This window comes from Myxococcus sp. AM009, from assembly GCF_013372605.1.
Lineage (GTDB): Bacteria > Myxococcota > Myxococcia > Myxococcales > Myxococcaceae > Myxococcus > Myxococcus vastator.
This window is the reverse complement of the sequence record NZ_JABXEP010000171.1, coordinates 1-16,553: the sequence shown is the minus strand read 5'-3', so window position 1 is coordinate 16,553 and position 16,553 is coordinate 1. Positions and strand designations below refer to the sequence as shown.

The window sequence follows — 16,553 nt, the reverse complement described above, 5'->3', positions numbered from 1 at the left end:
CCCTGGCGCCTCCCGCCTACGCTGGACGCGTTGGCCCCAGCGGCCCCCACCTTGGAGGCACCATGAGGAATCCTGTCGCGTATGCGTGGACGGCATGGCGGATGGCTCGGGCCCTCCGCCACCCGGAGAAACTCCAGGACGTCCTGGGTCTGGCCCCGGTGCTCGCGCCCCCCATGGCGATGCGGCGGCTGGTGGAGCGGCTGATGCGCCACGCCCCCGCGGCCCAGGCCTTCATTGAACGCCCGCGCATGGGCCCGCTCCCACTGGCCACGCTGCGCGCCCTGCCCGAGCACACCCTGGGACGTGCCTTCGTCGACCACCTGGAAGCGAACCAGGTGGACCCGCGCGCCCTGCCCTCCCTGGAGGCGCGGACCGACGAGGAGTACGTGCGCGCGCACCTGCTCGAATCCCATGACGTCTGGCACGTCCTCACGGGCTTTCCGACGAGCGTGACGGGCGAGCTGGGCCTCCAGGCCTTCAGCCTGGCCCAGGTGGGCAGCCCCTTCGCGCTGGGCATCCTCGCGGGCGGCCTGACGAACACCCTCCTCTACGCGTTCTCCCAGCACGAGGAGCGCATGCGCGCCATCGTCCGGGGCTGGCTGCTGGGACAGCGCGCCCGGCCCCTCTTCGGGGCGCCGTGGTGTCAGATGTGGGAGTCGCCCCTGGTGGAGGTCCGCCAGCGCTACGGCCTGGACCTGGCGGCGGTAGACATGGAAGTCCGGAATCCAGGCAGCGCGTCTGCGCCCCAATCATGCTAGACGCGCCCCATGGACCAGACTCCCGAGAAGGACCCCCTCCGCGCGCGTCTCGAGAAGATGGAGAAGCAGGCCGAGCTGGGTGGCGGCGCAGACCGCATCGCCAAGCAGCACGAAGCCGGCAAGCTCACGGCCCGCGAGCGCATCGACCTGCTCCTCGACCCCGGCTCCTTCTGCGAGCTGGACAAGTTCGTCACCCACCGCTCGAGCGAGTTCGGCATGGGCGACAAGAAGATTCCCGGCGACGGCGTCGTCACCGGCTACGGCACCGTGGAAGGCCGCAAGGTCTTCGTCTTCGCCCAGGACTTCACCGTCTTCGGCGGCTCGCTGTCGGGCGCCTACGCGCAGAAGATCTGCAAGATCATGGACCTGGCCACCCGCGTGGGCGCGCCCGTCATCGGCCTGAATGACTCGGGCGGCGCGCGCATCCAGGAGGGCGTGGAGAGCCTGGCCGGCTACGCGGACATCTTCGTGCGCAACACCCTGGCCTCCGGCGTGGTGCCCCAGATTTCGCTCATCATGGGCCCGTGCGCGGGCGGCGCGGTGTACTCGCCGGCCATCACCGACTTCATCATGATGGTGAAGGACACCTCGTACATGTTCATCACCGGCCCGGACGTCATCAAGACGGTGACGCACGAGGAGGTGTCGAAGGAGGCGCTGGGCGGCGCCGTCACGCACAACCAGAAGTCCGGCGTGGCCCACTTCGCGGCGGAGAACGAGCAGGCCGCCATCGTGATGACGCGCGAGCTGCTCTCCTTCCTGCCCTCCAACAACCAGGAAGAGGCGCCCGTCCAGCCGTGCGAGGACGACGCGTTCCGGGCCGAGGAGTCGCTCAAGACGATTGTCCCGGCGAACCCCAACAAGCCCTACGACATCAAGGAAGTCATCAAGGCCATCGTCGACGACAAGCACTTCTTCGAGGTGCAGGAGCACTTCGCGAAGAACATCGTCATCGGCTTCGCGCGCATGAACGGGCGCAGCGTGGGCGTCGTCGCCAACCAGCCCGCGGTGCTCGCCGGCGTGCTGGACATCGACGCCAGCATCAAGGCCGCGCGCTTCGTGCGCTTCTGCGACTGCTTCAACATCCCGCTCGTCACGCTGGTGGACGTGCCCGGCTTCCTCCCCGGCACCGACCAGGAGTGGGGCGGCATCATCACCCACGGCGCCAAGCTGCTGTACGCCTACGCCGAGGCCACCGTCCCCAAGGTCACCGTCATCACCCGCAAGGCCTACGGCGGCGCCTACGACGTCATGGCGTCCAAGCACATCCGCGCGGACATGAACTTCGCCTGGCCCACCGCCGAAATCGCCGTCATGGGCCCCGAGGGCGCGGTCAACATCATCTTCCGCAACGAGCTGCTCAAGGCCACGGACACCGCCGCCGAACGGGCAAAGCTGACGGCGGACTACCGCGAGAAGTTCGCCACCCCGTTCAAGGCGGCGGAGCTGGGCTACATCGACGAAATCATCCGTCCGGAGGAGACGCGCGCCAAGCTCATCCGCGCCCTGGAGCTGCTGAAGGACAAGCGCCAGGAGAACCTCCCCCGCAAGCACGGCAACATCCCGCTCTAGGTCTCTTCCAGCCCTCGCCTGCCCGCCCTCTCTCGCCAGCAGGGCAGGCAGGCGCGCGCGGAGGGGAAATTTGGGGATGACGAACGGGCTTACAGGGGCCAGGAAAGGAATCTCAACTTGTCCCACCGTCGCCTCATCCTCTTTCTCTCCGACGTCGAAGGAAACCTCACCGCCCTGCGGCAGACGCTCAAGCGCGTGTGCGAAGCGGTGGACCTGGCCACGCCCGAGGTGAAGTGGGTGGAGCCTCCGCCAGAGGGGCTGGCCGATGCGGGCTGGCACGCCGTCGAGCTGGAGCTCCCGCCCGCCCCTGGCCGCAAGGCACGCAAGTCCGAGCAGCCCTTCCTGGAAGAGCAGCTCGACGCCATGAGTCAGGCCCTGGCGCAGGACTTCCGGGACCGGGCGCTGGGCCTCTTCGTGGACCGCGAGCACAGCTACGCGCGCTCCTGCATCAGCGGCCCGGGGCGCCCGTCCAAGGCCGTGGAAGGTGAGGTTCTGGACGTCATCCGGCAGGCGGCGCGCTGGCTGGACGTGGAGACGGGCATGCTGGCCCGCCTCTTCGGCGGCGGCAACGCGGCACGCAACCTGTTGGCTGCCGCGGTCGACTTCGGCAACGAACCTGGACGGTCGGGTCCGCCGAAGCCGCCGGAGCCGGACGAGGACGACCGCTTCGTGGAGGCCAAGCTGACGCAGGCTCGCGCTTACATGGAGCAGTACCTGAACACCCGGAAGTAGAGGCGGCAAACAGGGGCGCCCCGTGCTAGACGGGCCCCATGCCCAAGATCCGCAAAGTGCTCGTCGCCAATCGCGGCGAGATCGCCATCCGGGTGATGCGCACGTGCAAGGAGCTCGGCATCGCCACGGTGGCGGTGTACTCGGAGGCGGACCGCTCCGCCCTGCATGTGCGCACGGCTGACCAGGCCATCTTCGTGGGGCCCCCGCCTTCGCGTGAGAGCTACCTGGTGCAGCAGCGCATCCTCGACGCCGCGAAGCAGGCTGGCGCCGATGCCATCCACCCCGGCTATGGCTTCCTCTCAGAGAACGCCGCCTTCGTCCGCGCGTGTGACGCCGCGGGGCTGACGTTCATTGGCCCGCCGGCGTCCGCCATGGACGCCATGGGCGAGAAGACGCGTGCCCGCGCGAACATGATCAAGGCGGGCGTGCCCGTGGTGCCCGGCACCACCGAGCCCGTCGCCTCCGTGGAAGACGCGCGCGCCTACGTGGAGAAGATTGGCCTCCCCGTCATGCTCAAGGCCGCGGGCGGTGGTGGTGGCAAGGGCATGCGCAAGGTGGAGCGCATGGAGGACTTTGAATCCTCATGGCGCGCCGCCAAGAGCGAGGCCCTCAACGCCTTCGGCAACGACGCCGTCTACATCGAGAAGTACCTGGAGAAGCCACACCACGTGGAGATCCAGGTCTTCGCGGACCAGTTCGGCAACACCATCCACCTGAACGAGCGCGAGTGCTCCGCGCAGCGCCGGCACCAGAAGGTGGTGGAGGAGACGCCCAGCCCCATCCTCTCGCCGGAGCTGCGCGCGAAGATGGGCGAGGTCGCGGTGAAGGCGGCCAAGGCCGTCAACTACGTGGGCGCCGGGACGGTGGAGTTCCTGGTGGACGTGCACCGCAACTTCTACTTCCTGGAGATGAACACCCGCCTCCAGGTGGAGCACCCGGTGACGGAGTGGGTGACGGGCCTGGACCTGGTGGCCATGCAAATCAAGGCCGCCGAGGGCGAGAAGCTCGGCCTCACCGAGGCCCCCACGCCGCGCGGTCACTCCATTGAAGTCCGCGTGTACGCGGAGGACCCGAGCCGCAACTTCATGCCCAGCCCGGGCAAGATTACGTACCTGCGCGTGCCGGGTGGGCCGAACGTGCGGGACGATTCGGGCGTGTTCCCCGGGTACACGGTGCCCAACGTCTACGACCCGATGATTTCCAAGCTGTCCGTGTGGGCCCCCACGCGGCGCGAGGCCATCGCCCGCACGCAGCGCGCGCTGTCCGAGTACGTGGTGAAGGGCATCACCACCAACATCCGCTACCTGAAGGCCATCCTGGCGCACCCCGAGTTCATCGAGGGCGACTACGACACCAGCTTCCTCACCCGCCAGCACGACGCGCTGCTGGGCGCGGAGGACGCGAAGCTGAGCGAGATGGCGCTGCTGGCCAGCGTGGTGCACACGTACCAGAAGGACCAGAAGCGCGCGAAGACACTGCCTGCCGCCAGTGGCGGCCAGGGCGGTGGCAACGGCGGCGTCTCCCCGTGGAAGCTGGCGCTGCGCACGCGCCGCTAACCCCCAAAGCTCGGAAGGACTTCCATGCGTTACTTCACGAAGCAGCAGGGCCAGAAGGAAGCCGTTCCCGTGGACCTGGAGCCCCTGGGGAACGACCAGTACAAAATCACGGTGGGCGCCACCACGTACCAGGTGGACGCGCTGGCGCTGGAGCACGGCACGCTGTCCATGCTGGTGGACGGCCAGTCGTACAGCGTCGAGTTCGAGGAGAACGGCGACGAGCTTGGCGTGCTCCTGCGCGGCCAGGTGAACCGCATCGACGTGGCGGATGAGCGCCGGCTGCGGCTGCGCGCGGCCAACGCGGCCTTCTCCGTTGAAGGCAAGCAGCTGGTCACCGCGCCCATGCCGGGCAAGGTGGTGAAGGTGCTGGTGAAGGTGGGCGACGAGGTGACGGAGGGCCAGGGGCTCGTGGTGGTGGAGGCCATGAAGATGGAGAACGAGCTCAAGAGCCCCAAGGCGGGCAAGGTGACGGAGCTGTTCGCCAAGGAAGGCACCGCCGTGGAGAACAACGCCAGGCTGGTGGTGGTGGAATAGCGCCATGGAGATGCTCTGCACCCTGCGCAGCGCCACCGAGCCCCAGCGCGTCGCCCTGCTCCAGTTCCCCGAACGGCTGGAGGACTTCGTCGACGATGATGAGGACTTCGGTGACCCGAAGGGCTCGGCGTTCCTGGAGCTGGACATCGGCGAGGCGTGGCACGGCCTCCAGTACCTGCTGACCGGAACGCCGTGGGAAGGCAGCGCGCCGCTGGACTTCCTGGTGCGTGGCGGCGAGGACGTGGGCGACATCCCCTCCGAGGAAGGCACCGCGCGCGTCTTCACGCCCGCCGAGGTCCAGGCCCTGGCCACGGCGCTCCAGCAGGTGACGGAGAAGACGCTGCGCGCGCGCTACGACGCGTCCGCCATGCAGGCCCAGGACATCTACCCCGGGACGTGGGACGAGCCCGAGGCCGAGGTGGACCCACTGGAGGAGCTGCTCTCCTACTTCGAGGAGCTCCAGAAGTTCATGGCCACCGTGGCGAAGCGCCGTGAGGCGCTGCTGGTGCACATCGGCTGACGGCGGGTGACGGGCTCCTCAGGCCGTCACCACGTCGTGCCCCAGCTTGAGCACCAGGGCCAGCACCACGCCCAGCACCACCTTGCGCACCAGCGTGTCGCCGCCCTTCACCGCCAGGTGCGCGCCCAGCCAGGCGCCCACGAACTGGGCGCCGGCCATGGGCAGCGCCACCTTCCACAGCACCACGCCCTTGAAGGCGAACAACGCGACGGAGGCGAGGTTGGAGGCGAAGTTCACCACCTTCGCGTCCGCGGACGCGCGCGCCAGGCCGTGTCCCAGCAGGGACGAGAAGGCCACGATGAGGAACGTCCCCGTCCCCGGTCCGAAGAAGCCGTCGTAGGTGCCGATGACCAGCGCGATGAGCGCGCCAATGGCGCGTGCGCGCGCGGGCGGCCCGGGCTCTGGCGTGTCCCCTGGACGCGGCGACTTGCGGAAGGCGAGGAACACCGCCACCGCGATGAGCAGCACCAGCACCAGCGGCTTGAGCACCTCTGGCTTCACCAGCAGCACCAGCGCCACGCCCGCGAAGGCCCCACCCAGGCCGAAGGGGAACGTCACCCGCGCCAGGCGCCCATCCACCAGCCCCGCGCGGGAGAAGCGCACCAGCGCGGCGAACGCGCCGAAGACGGACTGCCCCTTGTTGGTGCCCAGCGCCACGTGGGGCGGAAGTCCCGCGGCCAGCAGCGCGGGGAGGGAGATGAGCCCGCCGCCTCCCGCGATGGCATCCACCAGGCCGGCAATCAGCGCGGCGAGACACAGCAGGATGAGGTGCAGCGCACTGACGTCCACGTCCACCGGGGTGAGCCTCCTCGCGGGCGGCGCCTGGGTACCACGGGCCCGGCCCGCCGCCCATGACCGCCCGCTTCTTGCGTCACCGCGCACCTTGGGCGTCAATGACGGGGCGACTTTGCTCCCCCGCCGAGGTCCCCGTGCTCGCTTCCTTCCTCACCGTGCTGGCGCTCACCCTGGGCTCGGTTCCGCTTCCGCAGGACCCGTCCAAGCCGACGTGCCGCGCCATCGACGGCAAGGTGTCCTGCGGCTACGGGTGCATGTCAGACGGACAGCGGGTGCGTTGCGCGCAGACGCCGCAGGGCCACTGCCAGGTGATTGACGGGCAGGCGGTCTGCTTCGACCCGCCGGCCTACGTGCAGAAGGCCTATGGCGCGGCGCTGCCGAAGCCGGGGTGTCAGAGCATCGATGGGGTGGTGGCGTGTGGCTACAACTGCGCGACGCAGCCCGGCCGGGTGAAGTGCGCGCAGACCCCCGCGGGCGTCTGCCGGGGCCGGAGCGGCGAGGTGGAGTGCTTCGACCCTCCGGCCGTGGTGTTCGCCGTGTACGGCAAGGACACGCCCACCGCCCAGTGCCACAGCAACGCCATGGAGTTGACGTGCGGCTATGGCTGCATCAACGCCCCGGAGGGGGTGCGCTGCGCCCGGACGCCCGCGGGCGTGTGCAAGCTGGCCGGCGGCAACCTCCGCTGCTTCGACCCCTCCCCCGCCGCGCTGTGCGCCTGGAAGCGCGAGCTGCCCGCGCCGCAGTGCAAGAACACCGAGGCGGGCCCGGTGTGTGGGTACAACTGCACCACCGCCTTCTCGAAGTCCGCCTGTGCGTCCACCCCGGACGGGCTGTGCAAGGTCTTCGACAGCGAGGTGTACTGCTTCGATCCGCCCGCTGAACAGAAAGCGGACGCGGCGTGTCTGGCGGCGCTCGGGCTCGCGGCGCTGGATGGCGCGGCGCCCTGAGTCGAAGTAAGGGGCTCGCGCTCCGGCGCTCTGCTTTGATGCGGCGGAGGACAGCGGTAGGGTTCGCTTTTCTCGCAGGACGAAGGAGCAAGGCCGCGCATGGCGGAGGGTGAGGTCCGGCAGTACTGGGTCCGCAACGACAGGGGCACCATGTGGGGGCCCCTCACCCTGCCGACCATTGAACTGCTCATCGAAAGCGGCTCCATCCAGGGCCGGCTCCAGATGTCCGAGGACGGGCTCAACTTCGCCTTTCCCTGGCGCTTCCCGGAAGCGCGCGACGTCGTCCCCCGAGAGCTGTGGGGCCCGGGCGCACCGGCCGCCTCCGCCGCGGAGCAGGCCGCTCCCGTGGGTGTGGTCTCCGGAGCGCCCGTCGTGACGGGTCCAGGTGCCCGGCCCGCGGCAGGCCCCGGTGTCGCGCCAGGCGCGGGCCCGGGAGCGGCGCCCATCGCGGGTCCCGGTGTCCGGCCCGTAGCGGGCCCGGGTGTCGCGCCGAGTGCGGGTCCGGGTGCGGCGCCCATCGCAGGTCCCGGTGTCCGGCCCATGGCGGGCCCGGGTGCCCCCATCGCGGGACCCGGTGTCCGGCCCATGGCGAGCCCGGGTGCCCCCATCGCGGGACCCGGTGTCCGGCCCATGGCGGGCCCGGGTGCCGCACCCATGGCGGGTCCCGGCGCTCGGCCCCCTGAGGCCCCCTCGCGGCGTCCCGCGGCGCCTGCCCCGCATGCCCGTCCTCCCGGAGCGGTGCCACCGCCGCCCGTAGCGGGAGCCGCGCGTCCGCCGAGCGCGCCCCCTGCGAGCCCGGCTCCGGCGTCCGCGCCCGTAGCGGTGCCCGCGGTGGAGGGCGATGACGCCGCACCGGAGATTCCGGCGCTCGGCCAGCTCGAGCAGCTCTCCCCCTTCCGCCTGTATGGCCGCGTCGCCGCGCGAGAGCAGACGGGGCTGCTGTCGCTGACGCTGGCCGACCGTGTCGTCCAGATTCACTTCCGCAAGGGCAACCCGGAGTTCGTCGACTCGTCTCATCCCGAAGAAGCGCTCGGGCCATCGCTGGTCGCGGCGCGGCTGCTCACGCCCGCGCAGCTTCAGCAGGCCGAGCCCGCGCTGGAGCGCTTTGGCGGAGACCTGCTCACCGCGCTCTTCGGTCTGGGACTGCTCCAACCGGCCACCGCCTTCGCCATCCTGGCGCAGCGCGCGGGCGGCATCCTGTCCAGGGGCCTACGGGCTGAAGCCGGGACGTTCACCTTCGAGCTGAAGGACCTGCCCTCGCACAAGGCGATGCCGCTGGGCCACCGCTGGGCGGTGCTGAGCGACACGGTGCGCCGGATTCCCTCCGCGGACCTCAAGCGCCGGCTGACCCCGGTGCTCCAGCTTCCCATCATGAAGTCCGGTGGCGTCGTGGCCGCGAGCGAGCTGCGCCTCACGCCGCACGAGGTCCGCGCGCTCACGGTCATCGACGGTGTGCGCTCGGTCGCGCAGTTGCTGACGGACTTCGCGCAGGACTCGGACCACCTGCTGCGGCTCGCGTTCCTGCTCAAGGAGCTGGACGCGGTGTCGTTCGCCGGCCAGGCCAGGACGGCGCAGGACGTGGGCCCACGAGCGCCAGGGGCCGGAGGTGCCCAGCCCTCCACCGGTGCGCAGGCGGCGAATGTCGCCGTGGGCCAGCAAGCCGCTGGTGCGCCGCGTCCCGCCGGAGCCGCTCCGAACGTCGCGGGACGTCCGCAGCCCGCGAGCGCCACGCACGCCTCCGCGCAACAGCGTCCCGCTGGAGCCGCTCCGAATGTCGCGGGAGGTCCGCAGCCCGCCAGGGGGGCGCAAGCCGCCGGCGCCGTGCCCCAACGCCCCGTGGCAGGAGCAACGCCCGCGGCAGGCCCAGGTGCCACGCGCCCCGCGGGCACGGCCCCAACCGCCGGCCCCGGTGCCACCGCCGCGCGTCCTCCAGTCGCCGGGCCCGGCGCCGCCCAGCCCCGTCCGCCGCCGTCCCTGTCCGCACAAGGCGCGCAGCGTCCCGCCGCACCCGCTGCCACGGCGACGCCCGCGAATGCACCGGGCGCTGAAGAGATTCCCGCCCTGCGCCAGCTCACGATGGCGATGAAGCAGCAGAACCACTTCCAGCGGCTCGGGCTGACGGAGCAGACGAACGCCAGCGCGGTGAAGATCGCGTACTTCCGGCTGGCCAAGCTGTACCACCCGGACACGCTCCCGCAGGGGGCGCCGCCGGAGCTGGAGAAGCTGAAGGCGGAGGTCTTCGCGTATATCGGCGACGCCTACCGCACCCTCTCCGACGACAACAGCCGCGCCAGCTACATCGAGGAGCTCAAGAGCGGCGGCAGCGGAGACGGGGTGGACATCAACGGCATCCTCATGGCGGAGGAGCTGTTCCAGAAGTCCTGCATCCTGGTGAAGGCGCGCAAGTTCCCGGACGCCGTGAAGATGCTGGACGAGGCCATCAAGCTGAACCCGGAGGAAGCGGAGTTCTACGCGTGGCGTGGCTACGCGCGCTTCTTCACGGCGGCGGACAAGAAGGCCGCCCAGCCCGAGGCCTTCCGGGAAATCCAGAACGCCATCAAACGCAACGAGCGCTGCGCCCCCGCACACTACTTCCTGGGCGTCATCGCCAAGCTGAGTGGTGACGCGCCGGGCTCGCTCAAGCACTTCAAGCGCACCGTGGAGCTGCAGCCGGACCACATCGACGCGCAGCGAGAGATCCGCATGGCGTCGCAGAAGAAGTAGGGTGCGCCCCCCTTACCCGAAATCACGAAGGAGAGAAGGAACGTGCCGCTCACTGGGAAGCAACGCCGCCATCTGCGCGCGCTAGGACACCACCTGGAGCCGGTGGTCATCGTCGGTCAGGCCGGCGTCACCGAAGGTGTCATCGCCGCCATCGAGCAGGCGCTGCAGGACCACGAGCTCATCAAGGTGAAGATCAACGAGGGCCCGGAGACGCGCCAGGAAGCCGCGGCGCGCATCGCCGAGGGCGCCCAGGCGGAGCTCGCGCAGCTTCTGGGCCGCACCGCGCTCGTGTTCAAGAAGCGCAAGAAGGACTCCAAGTTCGAGAAGCTCTAGCCAGCCTCAAGCCGGCCGCGCCGCGGAGACGCATCCGCGGCGCCCGGCCGCTTCACGGCGTGAAGCCCGCCGCCCCGGCCACGAGCTCCGCCGCCACGGTCAGCCGCTCCAGCAGCGCGGGCCCGAAGTACTGGCGCCTGGACTCACCCAGTCCACCCTGCACGTTCGCCGCCGTCTCCACGTAGCCCACGTAGCCATCCGCCAGGCTCAGCACGCCCGTGGCGCCGGTCCGTTGCAGCAGCTCCACGCCCGCGGCCACGCTGGGCTCACCCGGCACCGCCACCAGCTTCAGCGGCCCCAGCACCAGCGCGCCCACCTCCGCCAGACGCGGCGCGGAGTCACACAGCAGGTTGTCCCCCGCCGCCCGCGTCAGCGCCGGCACCAACCGCGACGCGTCCGGACGTGGCATCGCCGCGTCGGCGCGCGCCAGGGACAGCCGCACCGTCTCTCCCACGGGTGACAAGGGCACGTCGCCAGCCAGCTCCGCCAGCGCCCGCGCGAAGCCCGACACGCGCTCCAGCCCCTGCCCTTCCGAGTACGCCACCTTCGCATTGCCTCCCGCGCCCTGCAGCACCAGCGTCACGCCGCTTCCCTCCTCCTCGCGCAGCGCGCTGAGCCGGCCGGGGTAGTCCGGGTCCACGTAGGCGCGGTGACGCGGCACCATTGTCGGGTGCCCGGCGAAGAGCAGCAGCTCCGCCACCGGCCCCTCCTGCCCCCGGAACACGGCGCGCGTCAGGACGCCATCCGGCTTCGCGCCGCCACTGCGCGATACGACGAAGTCCTGCTTCCGCGCCTCGCCGACCTCCAACGACACCGGGGCGAGCGCCGCCGCCGCCTGGGCCAGCGCGCCCCCCGCCGCCGAGGTGATGACATCCACCACGTCCTCCCGGTAGCGCCCGGTGCCGGACAACTGCGCCACCAACCGCGAGTCATACCCGCCCAACGACGAATGCGTGTGCGTGGCCAGGACCAGCACGTCCTCCAGCCCCGAGGCCCGCGCGCGCTCACGCACCCGCGTGACCAGCACGTCCGGAACCAGGAGCAGGTCCAACGACACCAGCCCCACCCGTGACCCGCCTGCCTCCAGCACCACCGCGCGCGCGAAGAGCGGCACGTCGGCCTGGTCCGCCTCGGGCCGTGGCGGCGTATAACCGGCCACCACCACCGGGAAAGGCGGCGCGAGCGTCACCTTCGCCGCGCCCGCGCGCAGCGGCCCTTCGCCATGAACCTGTGACACAAGGAGTGGCGCGCGCTCGGCCCAACTGCCACACCAGTTCCAGGACGCCAGCGAATACGCGGCGCCAACGGTGAGCAATACCAGGGGAAACAGGGAACGCCAGCGGGCCGCGCGCGAGGATGCCATGCGCGAGCCAGACTAACCGCTGGGCCGGGGCTTTGGGACGCCTGACTGCCCACATGAAACGACTCTGGCGTCGGGTGGAATACCCACCAGAGGGGCATGCGTTCCTGTTCCGCTCACCGCTTGAAAGGAGTAAGGCAGCGCGCCATGTGCGGCATCTTCGGAATCGTGGGGCACGCCGAGGCCTCCAACCTGACGTACCTGGGACTGCACGCCCTCCAGCACCGGGGGCAGGAGTCCGCGGGCATCGTCGCCTCTGACGGGATGGGGCTGCGCGCTCACCGGCAGCTGGGACTCGTCGCCGACATCTTCGACGCGCCGGTGCTCGCCACCCTGCCCGGGCAGGCGGCCATCGGCCATGTGCGCTACTCCACCGCTGGAGGCAGCGGGCTCAAGAATGCCCAGCCGCTCTTCGTGCAGTACGCGGGCGGGCAGTGCGCCATCGCGCACAACGGCAACCTGGTGAACGCGGCCGAGCTGAAGCAGCAGCTCGAGGCCGACGGCGCCATCTTCCAGTCGGACGCGGACACGGAGGTCATCCTGCACCTGCTGGCGCGCTCCAAGCAGGCGACCTTCGAGCAGAAGCTCGTGGAGGCGCTGCGCAAGGTGACGGGCGCCTACAGCCTCCTGGTGCTCACGGAGAACAAGCTCGTCGCGGTGAGGGACCCGCACGGCATCCGGCCGCTGGTGCTGGGGCGGATGAAGGAGGGCGCCTACGTGCTGGCCAGCGAGTCGACCGCGCTGGACCTCATCGAGGCGGATATCGTGCGCGAGCTGGACGCGGGCGAGCTGCTCGTCATCGAGAACGGGCTGCTGCGCACCAGCAAGCCCTTCGCGGAGCCACCGCGGCAGGCGCGCTGCATCTTCGAGCAAGTGTACTTCGCGCGGCCGGACTCCACGCTGTTCGGCAGCAACGTGTACGAGGTGCGCAAGGAGATGGGCCGTCAGCTCGCGAAGGAGCAGCCCGCGCCCGCCGCGGACCTGGTCATCGCGGTGCCGGACTCCGGCGTCCCAGCGGCCATCGGCTTCGCGCAGGCCAGCGGCATCCCCTACGACGTGGGCCTCATCCGCAGCCACTACGTGGGCCGCACCTTCATCGAGCCGCAGCAGTCCATCCGCCACTTCGGCGTGAAGCTGAAGCTCTCCGCGGTGCGGCAGGTGCTCAAGGGCAAGCGCGTGGTGGTGGTGGACGACTCCATCGTCCGTGGCACCACGAGCCGCAAAATCGTGAAGATGATCAAGGCGGCGGGCGCGCTGGAGGTGCACCTGCGCATCTCCTCGCCGCCCACGAAGTGGCCCTGCTACTACGGCATCGACACGCCGAGCCGCCAGGAGCTCATCGCCGCGACGCACAGCGTGGAGGAGATTGCCACGTACGTGACGGCGGACTCGCTCGGCTACATCTCCCAGGAGGGCCTGGGTCGCGCGGTAGGCGACCCGGAGCGCGGCAGCTTCTGCACCGCCTGCTTCTCCGGCAAGTACCTCATCGGCGACTTCGGCGAGCAGCGCGCCGAGCCCAGCAAGCTCACCGCCTGACGTCACCACCGGCTTCACGCCCCTGGCCCCCTGCCCGCTCCATTCCGGGCCGGGGGCCTTCGATGAAGGCCGTGAGGTCCGCGGGCAGGGGCGCCTCGAACACCACCGCCTGACCGGAGCCCGGGTGTGGGAAGGCGATGCGCGCGGCGTGCAGCGCATGGCGGGGCAGGCGCAGCCGCGGCCACGCCTCGGGCTCCAGGCAGTGCTTGCTGAAGCGGTCGAAGTAGCCCGGATCCGGCCCGTACATCTTGTCGCCCACGAGCGGGAAGCCCGCGTGGTGCAGGTGGATGCGAATCTGGTGCTGGCGCCCCGTCTCCGGGAAGCAGCGCAGCAGCGCGAAGAGCGCGCCGTCTCGCGTGAAGCGCTGGAGCACCTGGAAGCGCGTGCGGCTCTCCTTGCCCTCCACCGGGTCGATGCGCACGGCGATGCGGATGAGCTCGGTGCCCTCCGCGATGGGCGCGTCCACGGTGAACGCGTCCTCGGGCGGGTGCCCCTCGCAGAGCGCCAGGTACTCCTTATGTACGTCACGCGAGACGAACAGCCGCCCCAGCGCCCGGCATGACGCCGTGGTGCGCCCGCAGACGACCAGCCCGCTGGTCTCCCGGTCCAACCGGTGCGCGGGCTCGGCGAAGCGCTCACCGAAGCGCTCTCGCAGCAGCGTGACGAGGGTGCCCTTGTGGTAGCGCGCCGTGGGGTGGATGGGCAGCCCCGCGGGCTTGTCCAGCACCAGCAGCCAGTCGTCCTGGAACACCACGGGCAACTCCGTGGGCGTGTCGGGCTCCTCGCTGGCGCGGCGCCGGATGCGGAAGGCCAGCCCCGGGTACACCGGCGTGGACGGCTTCAGGCGCCGCTCCTCGCAGATGACGCCCCTCAGGATGACGCCCTGGAGCCGCTCCCGCGTCATCCGGCGGAGCTTCTCGCCCAGGTACGCATCCAGCCGCCACCCCGCGTAGTTCGGCTCGACGACGTAGCGGATGTCGACATAGCCCTCCGGGGCTTCTTCCAGCGGTGCGCGGTGCATGGGCCTGCCAGCGCTCTACCATGGCGGGCCCTCCTGCACAGGTGGGGACGGACGAGCGGGTGAGCCCACGCAAGTGCCAAGGCCCCCCACCCGCCCATCGCCCTCAGGCCGACGCCGCCTGAATCGGCTGGTCCTCGACGCCGAGGAAGCTCGCGAACAGGTCCGCGATGCGCTCGGCGGCGCGGCCGTCCCAGTACTCGGGGACGCGGCCCTGCTTGCCTTCACCATCCAGCACGCGGTCCGCGGCCAGCCGGATGCGGACCGGGTCGGTGCCCACCACCTCGTTGGAGCCCTCCTCCACGGTGATGGGGCGCTCGGTCTGCTCGCGCAGGGTGAGGCACGGGATGCCCATGGCCGTCGTCTCCTCCTGGAGGCCCCCGGAGTCGGTGAGCACCAGGCGCGCCTTCGACGTGAGCGCCAGGAAGTCCAGGTAGCCCATGGGCTCCACGGGCCGCAGGTTCGGCGTGCGCTCGAACCACGTGCCCAGGCCCTGCTCCGAAATCACCTTCCGCGTGCGCGGGTGCACCGGGAAGATGACCGGCAGGCGCGTGGCGACGTGGGCCACCGCGGACAGGAGGCCACCCAGAATCTTGGGGTCGTCCACGTTGGAGGGCCGGTGCAGCGTGCACACCGCGTAGCCGTGGGGGATGAGCCCCAGGTCCTTGAGCAGCGGCAGCTTGTCGGCCTTCTCGCGCGAGGCGAAGAGCGAGTCGATCATCACGTTGCCCACGAAGTGGATGCGGGCCGGGTCGGTGCCTTCCTTGAGCAGGTTGGCGTCCGCGTCACGGGACGGCGTCAGCAGCAGGTCCGACAGGCGGTCGGTGACGAGGCGGTTGATCTCCTCCGGTTGGTGAGGCGAGTAGCTCCGCAGCCCCGCTTCGACGTGTGCCAGGGGGATGCCCAGCTTCGACGTCACCAGCGCCGCGGCGATGGTGCTGTTCACGTCGCCCACCACGGAGACGAGCGCCGGAGGGTGGGCCAGGAAGACCTTTTCCAGCTCCACCATCATCCGCGCCGTCTGCTGCGCATGGCTGCCCGACCCGATGCCCAGATGGACGTCCGGGGCAGGCAGGCCGAGGTCGGAGAAGAACACGTCGCTCATCTTGGCGTCGTAGTGTTGCCCCGTGTGGACAAGGATTTGCTCCAGGGGAGTACGCTCGGCGATGGCGCGATAGATGGGCGCGACCTTCATGAAGTTCGGACGCGCCCCAACGATATGAATGACCTTCTTCATGTTGCGACCAAAGCTAGGCACTGGAGCCGCGCTGGCCAGTGTCCCATGATGCGAATGTCCAATCCCGGGGGCAGGCGTTCGTCGCGAACCTGATAGACGGAGGGGTCATGCAATCTTGCCGGACCGTTGCAGTCATTCCCGCCCGACATGCCAGCACCCGCTTCCCGGGCAAGCCGCTGGCGAACATCGCCGGCCGAACAATGATTGAGCACGTCTGGCGCCGCTGTCAGGAGGCCCAGGCCTTCGACGAGGTGTGGGTTGCCACCGATGACGACCGCATTCGCGCCGCGGTGGAGGGCTTCGGCGGCAAGGCGGTGATGACCAGCCCCGCCTGCGCCACGGGGACGGATCGGGTCGCCGAGGTGGCGCTCGGCCGTCCAGACATCGACATCTGGGTGAACGTCCAGGGAGACGAGCCCCTGGTGGACCCCGCCGCGCTCCAGCGGCTGGCGGGACTCTTCCAGGACGCGTCCGTGCGGATGGGCACCCTGGTCCGCCCGCTCGAAGCGGACGAAGCCGCCAGCCCGCACGTGGTGAAGGCGGTGCTCGCCCTCAACGGCGACGCGCTCTACTTCAGCCGCGGCCTGGTGCCCCACGCCCGCGAGCCGGGCACGCCCGTCCAGCGCTGGGGCCACATCGGCCTCTACGGCTACCGGCGCGACGTGCTGCTGTCGCTGGCGAAGCTGGCGCCCACGCCGCTGGAGGAGGCGGAGAAGCTGGAGCAGCTCCGCGCGCTGGAGCACGGCATCCCCATCCGCTGCGCGAAGGTCACCTCGCACACGGTGGCCGTCGACCTCCCCGGTGACGTGGAGAAGGTGGAAGCGCTCATGCGCGCGAGGGAGGGCTGACCATGGGCTTCCTCAAGAACGTCTTTGGCGGTGGTGAGGCGAAGGCGGACGCGGCGTCCCCCACCCCTGAAGCGGCCACCGTG

At 70.4% G+C, this 16,553-nt stretch carries 15 protein-coding genes; 11 read left to right on the top strand and 4 right to left on the bottom strand.

From position 1 onward, the window contains the following. Window positions 1-62 precede the first annotated feature (62 nt). From HV824_RS30170 to HV824_RS30145, 6 genes are all read left to right on the top strand, one after another. A complete protein-coding gene (locus HV824_RS30170) occupies window positions 63-758 on the top strand; it encodes a Coq4 family protein (protein WP_176419681.1) in 696 nt (231 codons plus the stop codon). A 9-nt stretch (window positions 759-767) separates the two neighbouring features. Next, window positions 768-2,330: an acyl-CoA carboxylase subunit beta gene (locus HV824_RS30165; RefSeq protein ID WP_176424821.1), complete on the top strand. Its 1,563-nt coding sequence runs from the start codon at window positions 768-770 to the stop codon at window positions 2,328-2,330. Between the two features lie 117 nt (window positions 2,331-2,447). Further along, complete coding sequence (locus HV824_RS30160; protein ID WP_176419683.1) at window positions 2,448-3,062, top strand: hypothetical protein; 615 nt, start codon at window positions 2,448-2,450, stop codon at window positions 3,060-3,062. A gap of 38 nt (window positions 3,063-3,100) precedes the next feature. Further along, on the top strand, window positions 3,101-4,618 hold the full coding sequence (locus HV824_RS30155) for an acetyl/propionyl/methylcrotonyl-CoA carboxylase subunit alpha (RefSeq protein WP_176419684.1): 1,518 nt from the start codon (window positions 3,101-3,103) through the stop codon (window positions 4,616-4,618). Window positions 4,619-4,642: 24 nt separating this feature from the next. Continuing rightward, a complete protein-coding gene (locus tag HV824_RS30150) occupies window positions 4,643-5,152 on the top strand; it encodes a biotin/lipoyl-containing protein (protein ID WP_176419685.1) in 510 nt (169 codons plus the stop codon). Between the two features lie 4 nt (window positions 5,153-5,156). Next, window positions 5,157-5,672 (top strand): YfbM family protein, encoded by a 516-nt coding sequence (locus HV824_RS30145; protein ID WP_176419686.1) that lies wholly within the window; start codon window positions 5,157-5,159, stop codon window positions 5,670-5,672. An 18-nt stretch (window positions 5,673-5,690) separates the two neighbouring features. On the opposite strand, the gene HV824_RS30140 is transcribed toward HV824_RS30145, so the two are convergent. Beyond that, window positions 5,691-6,467 (bottom strand): TSUP family transporter, encoded by a 777-nt coding sequence (locus HV824_RS30140; RefSeq protein ID WP_176419687.1) that lies wholly within the window; start codon window positions 6,465-6,467, stop codon window positions 5,691-5,693. Between the two features lie 134 nt (window positions 6,468-6,601). On the opposite strand from HV824_RS30140, the gene HV824_RS30135 reads away from it, so the two are divergent. The 3 genes from HV824_RS30135 to yhbY all read left to right on the top strand — a co-directional run bounded on the left by HV824_RS30135 (window position 6,602) and on the right by yhbY (window position 10,471). Then, on the top strand, window positions 6,602-7,414 hold the full coding sequence (locus HV824_RS30135) for a hypothetical protein (RefSeq protein WP_176419688.1): 813 nt from the start codon (window positions 6,602-6,604) through the stop codon (window positions 7,412-7,414). Window positions 7,415-7,513: 99 nt separating this feature from the next. Then, window positions 7,514-10,138 (top strand): DnaJ domain-containing protein, encoded by a 2,625-nt coding sequence (locus HV824_RS30130; protein WP_176419689.1) that lies wholly within the window; start codon window positions 7,514-7,516, stop codon window positions 10,136-10,138. A gap of 42 nt (window positions 10,139-10,180) precedes the next feature. Continuing rightward, window positions 10,181-10,471 (top strand): ribosome assembly RNA-binding protein YhbY, encoded by a 291-nt coding sequence (gene yhbY / locus HV824_RS30125; protein WP_176419690.1) that lies wholly within the window; start codon window positions 10,181-10,183, stop codon window positions 10,469-10,471. Between the two features lie 52 nt (window positions 10,472-10,523). Here the strand turns inward: yhbY and HV824_RS30120 are convergent, their stop codons facing one another. Then, complete coding sequence (locus HV824_RS30120; protein ID WP_176419691.1) at window positions 10,524-11,834, bottom strand: neutral/alkaline non-lysosomal ceramidase N-terminal domain-containing protein; 1,311 nt, start codon at window positions 11,832-11,834, stop codon at window positions 10,524-10,526. Window positions 11,835-11,978: 144 nt separating this feature from the next. Here HV824_RS30120 and purF point away from each other — a divergent pair, with 144 nt between their 5' ends. Then, window positions 11,979-13,367 carry an amidophosphoribosyltransferase gene (gene purF / locus HV824_RS30115; RefSeq protein ID WP_217917867.1) on the top strand — a complete coding sequence of 463 codons (1,389 nt, stop codon included), beginning with the start codon at window positions 11,979-11,981 and terminating at the stop codon, window positions 13,365-13,367. Here the strand turns inward: purF and HV824_RS30110 are convergent. Next, on the bottom strand, window positions 13,357-14,388 hold the full coding sequence (locus HV824_RS30110) for an RluA family pseudouridine synthase (RefSeq protein ID WP_176424819.1): 1,032 nt from the start codon (window positions 14,386-14,388) through the stop codon (window positions 13,357-13,359). The genes purF and HV824_RS30110 overlap by 11 nt on opposite strands. Before the next feature lie 103 nt (window positions 14,389-14,491). Further along, the gene (gene wecB / locus HV824_RS30105) at window positions 14,492-15,622 is read right to left on the bottom strand and encodes a non-hydrolyzing UDP-N-acetylglucosamine 2-epimerase (protein ID WP_176419694.1); all 1,131 of its coding nucleotides are present in this window, start codon (window positions 15,620-15,622) and stop codon (window positions 14,492-14,494) included. 107 nt (window positions 15,623-15,729) lie between these two features. On the opposite strand from wecB, the gene kdsB reads away from it, so the two are divergent. After that, complete coding sequence (kdsB, locus tag HV824_RS30100; RefSeq protein WP_176424818.1) at window positions 15,730-16,470, top strand: 3-deoxy-manno-octulosonate cytidylyltransferase; 741 nt, start codon at window positions 15,730-15,732, stop codon at window positions 16,468-16,470. Window positions 16,471-16,553: the final 83 nt, after the last annotated feature.

What these genes read in the sequence shown, in the direction of transcription:
- kdsB (WP_176424818.1), top strand. Translation starts at nt 15,730, where the DNA reads ATGCAATCTTGCCGGACCGTTGCAGTCATTCCCGCCCGACATGCCAGC.
- wecB (WP_176419694.1), bottom strand. Translation starts at nt 15,622, where the DNA reads ATGAAGAAGGTCATTCATATCGTTGGGGCGCGTCCGAACTTCATGAAG.
- HV824_RS30150 (WP_176419685.1), top strand. Translation starts at nt 4,643, where the DNA reads ATGCGTTACTTCACGAAGCAGCAGGGCCAGAAGGAAGCCGTTCCCGTG.
- HV824_RS30130 (WP_176419689.1), top strand. Translation starts at nt 7,514, where the DNA reads ATGGCGGAGGGTGAGGTCCGGCAGTACTGGGTCCGCAACGACAGGGGC.
- HV824_RS30120 (WP_176419691.1), bottom strand. Translation starts at nt 11,834, where the DNA reads ATGGCATCCTCGCGCGCGGCCCGCTGGCGTTCCCTGTTTCCCCTGGTA.
- HV824_RS30145 (WP_176419686.1), top strand. Translation starts at nt 5,157, where the DNA reads ATGGAGATGCTCTGCACCCTGCGCAGCGCCACCGAGCCCCAGCGCGTC.
- HV824_RS30165 (WP_176424821.1), top strand. Translation starts at nt 768, where the DNA reads ATGGACCAGACTCCCGAGAAGGACCCCCTCCGCGCGCGTCTCGAGAAG.
- HV824_RS30170 (WP_176419681.1), top strand. Translation starts at nt 63, where the DNA reads ATGAGGAATCCTGTCGCGTATGCGTGGACGGCATGGCGGATGGCTCGG.
- HV824_RS30155 (WP_176419684.1), top strand. Translation starts at nt 3,101, where the DNA reads ATGCCCAAGATCCGCAAAGTGCTCGTCGCCAATCGCGGCGAGATCGCC.
- HV824_RS30110 (WP_176424819.1), bottom strand. Translation starts at nt 14,388, where the DNA reads ATGCACCGCGCACCGCTGGAAGAAGCCCCGGAGGGCTATGTCGACATC.
- purF (WP_217917867.1), top strand. Translation starts at nt 11,979, where the DNA reads ATGTGCGGCATCTTCGGAATCGTGGGGCACGCCGAGGCCTCCAACCTG.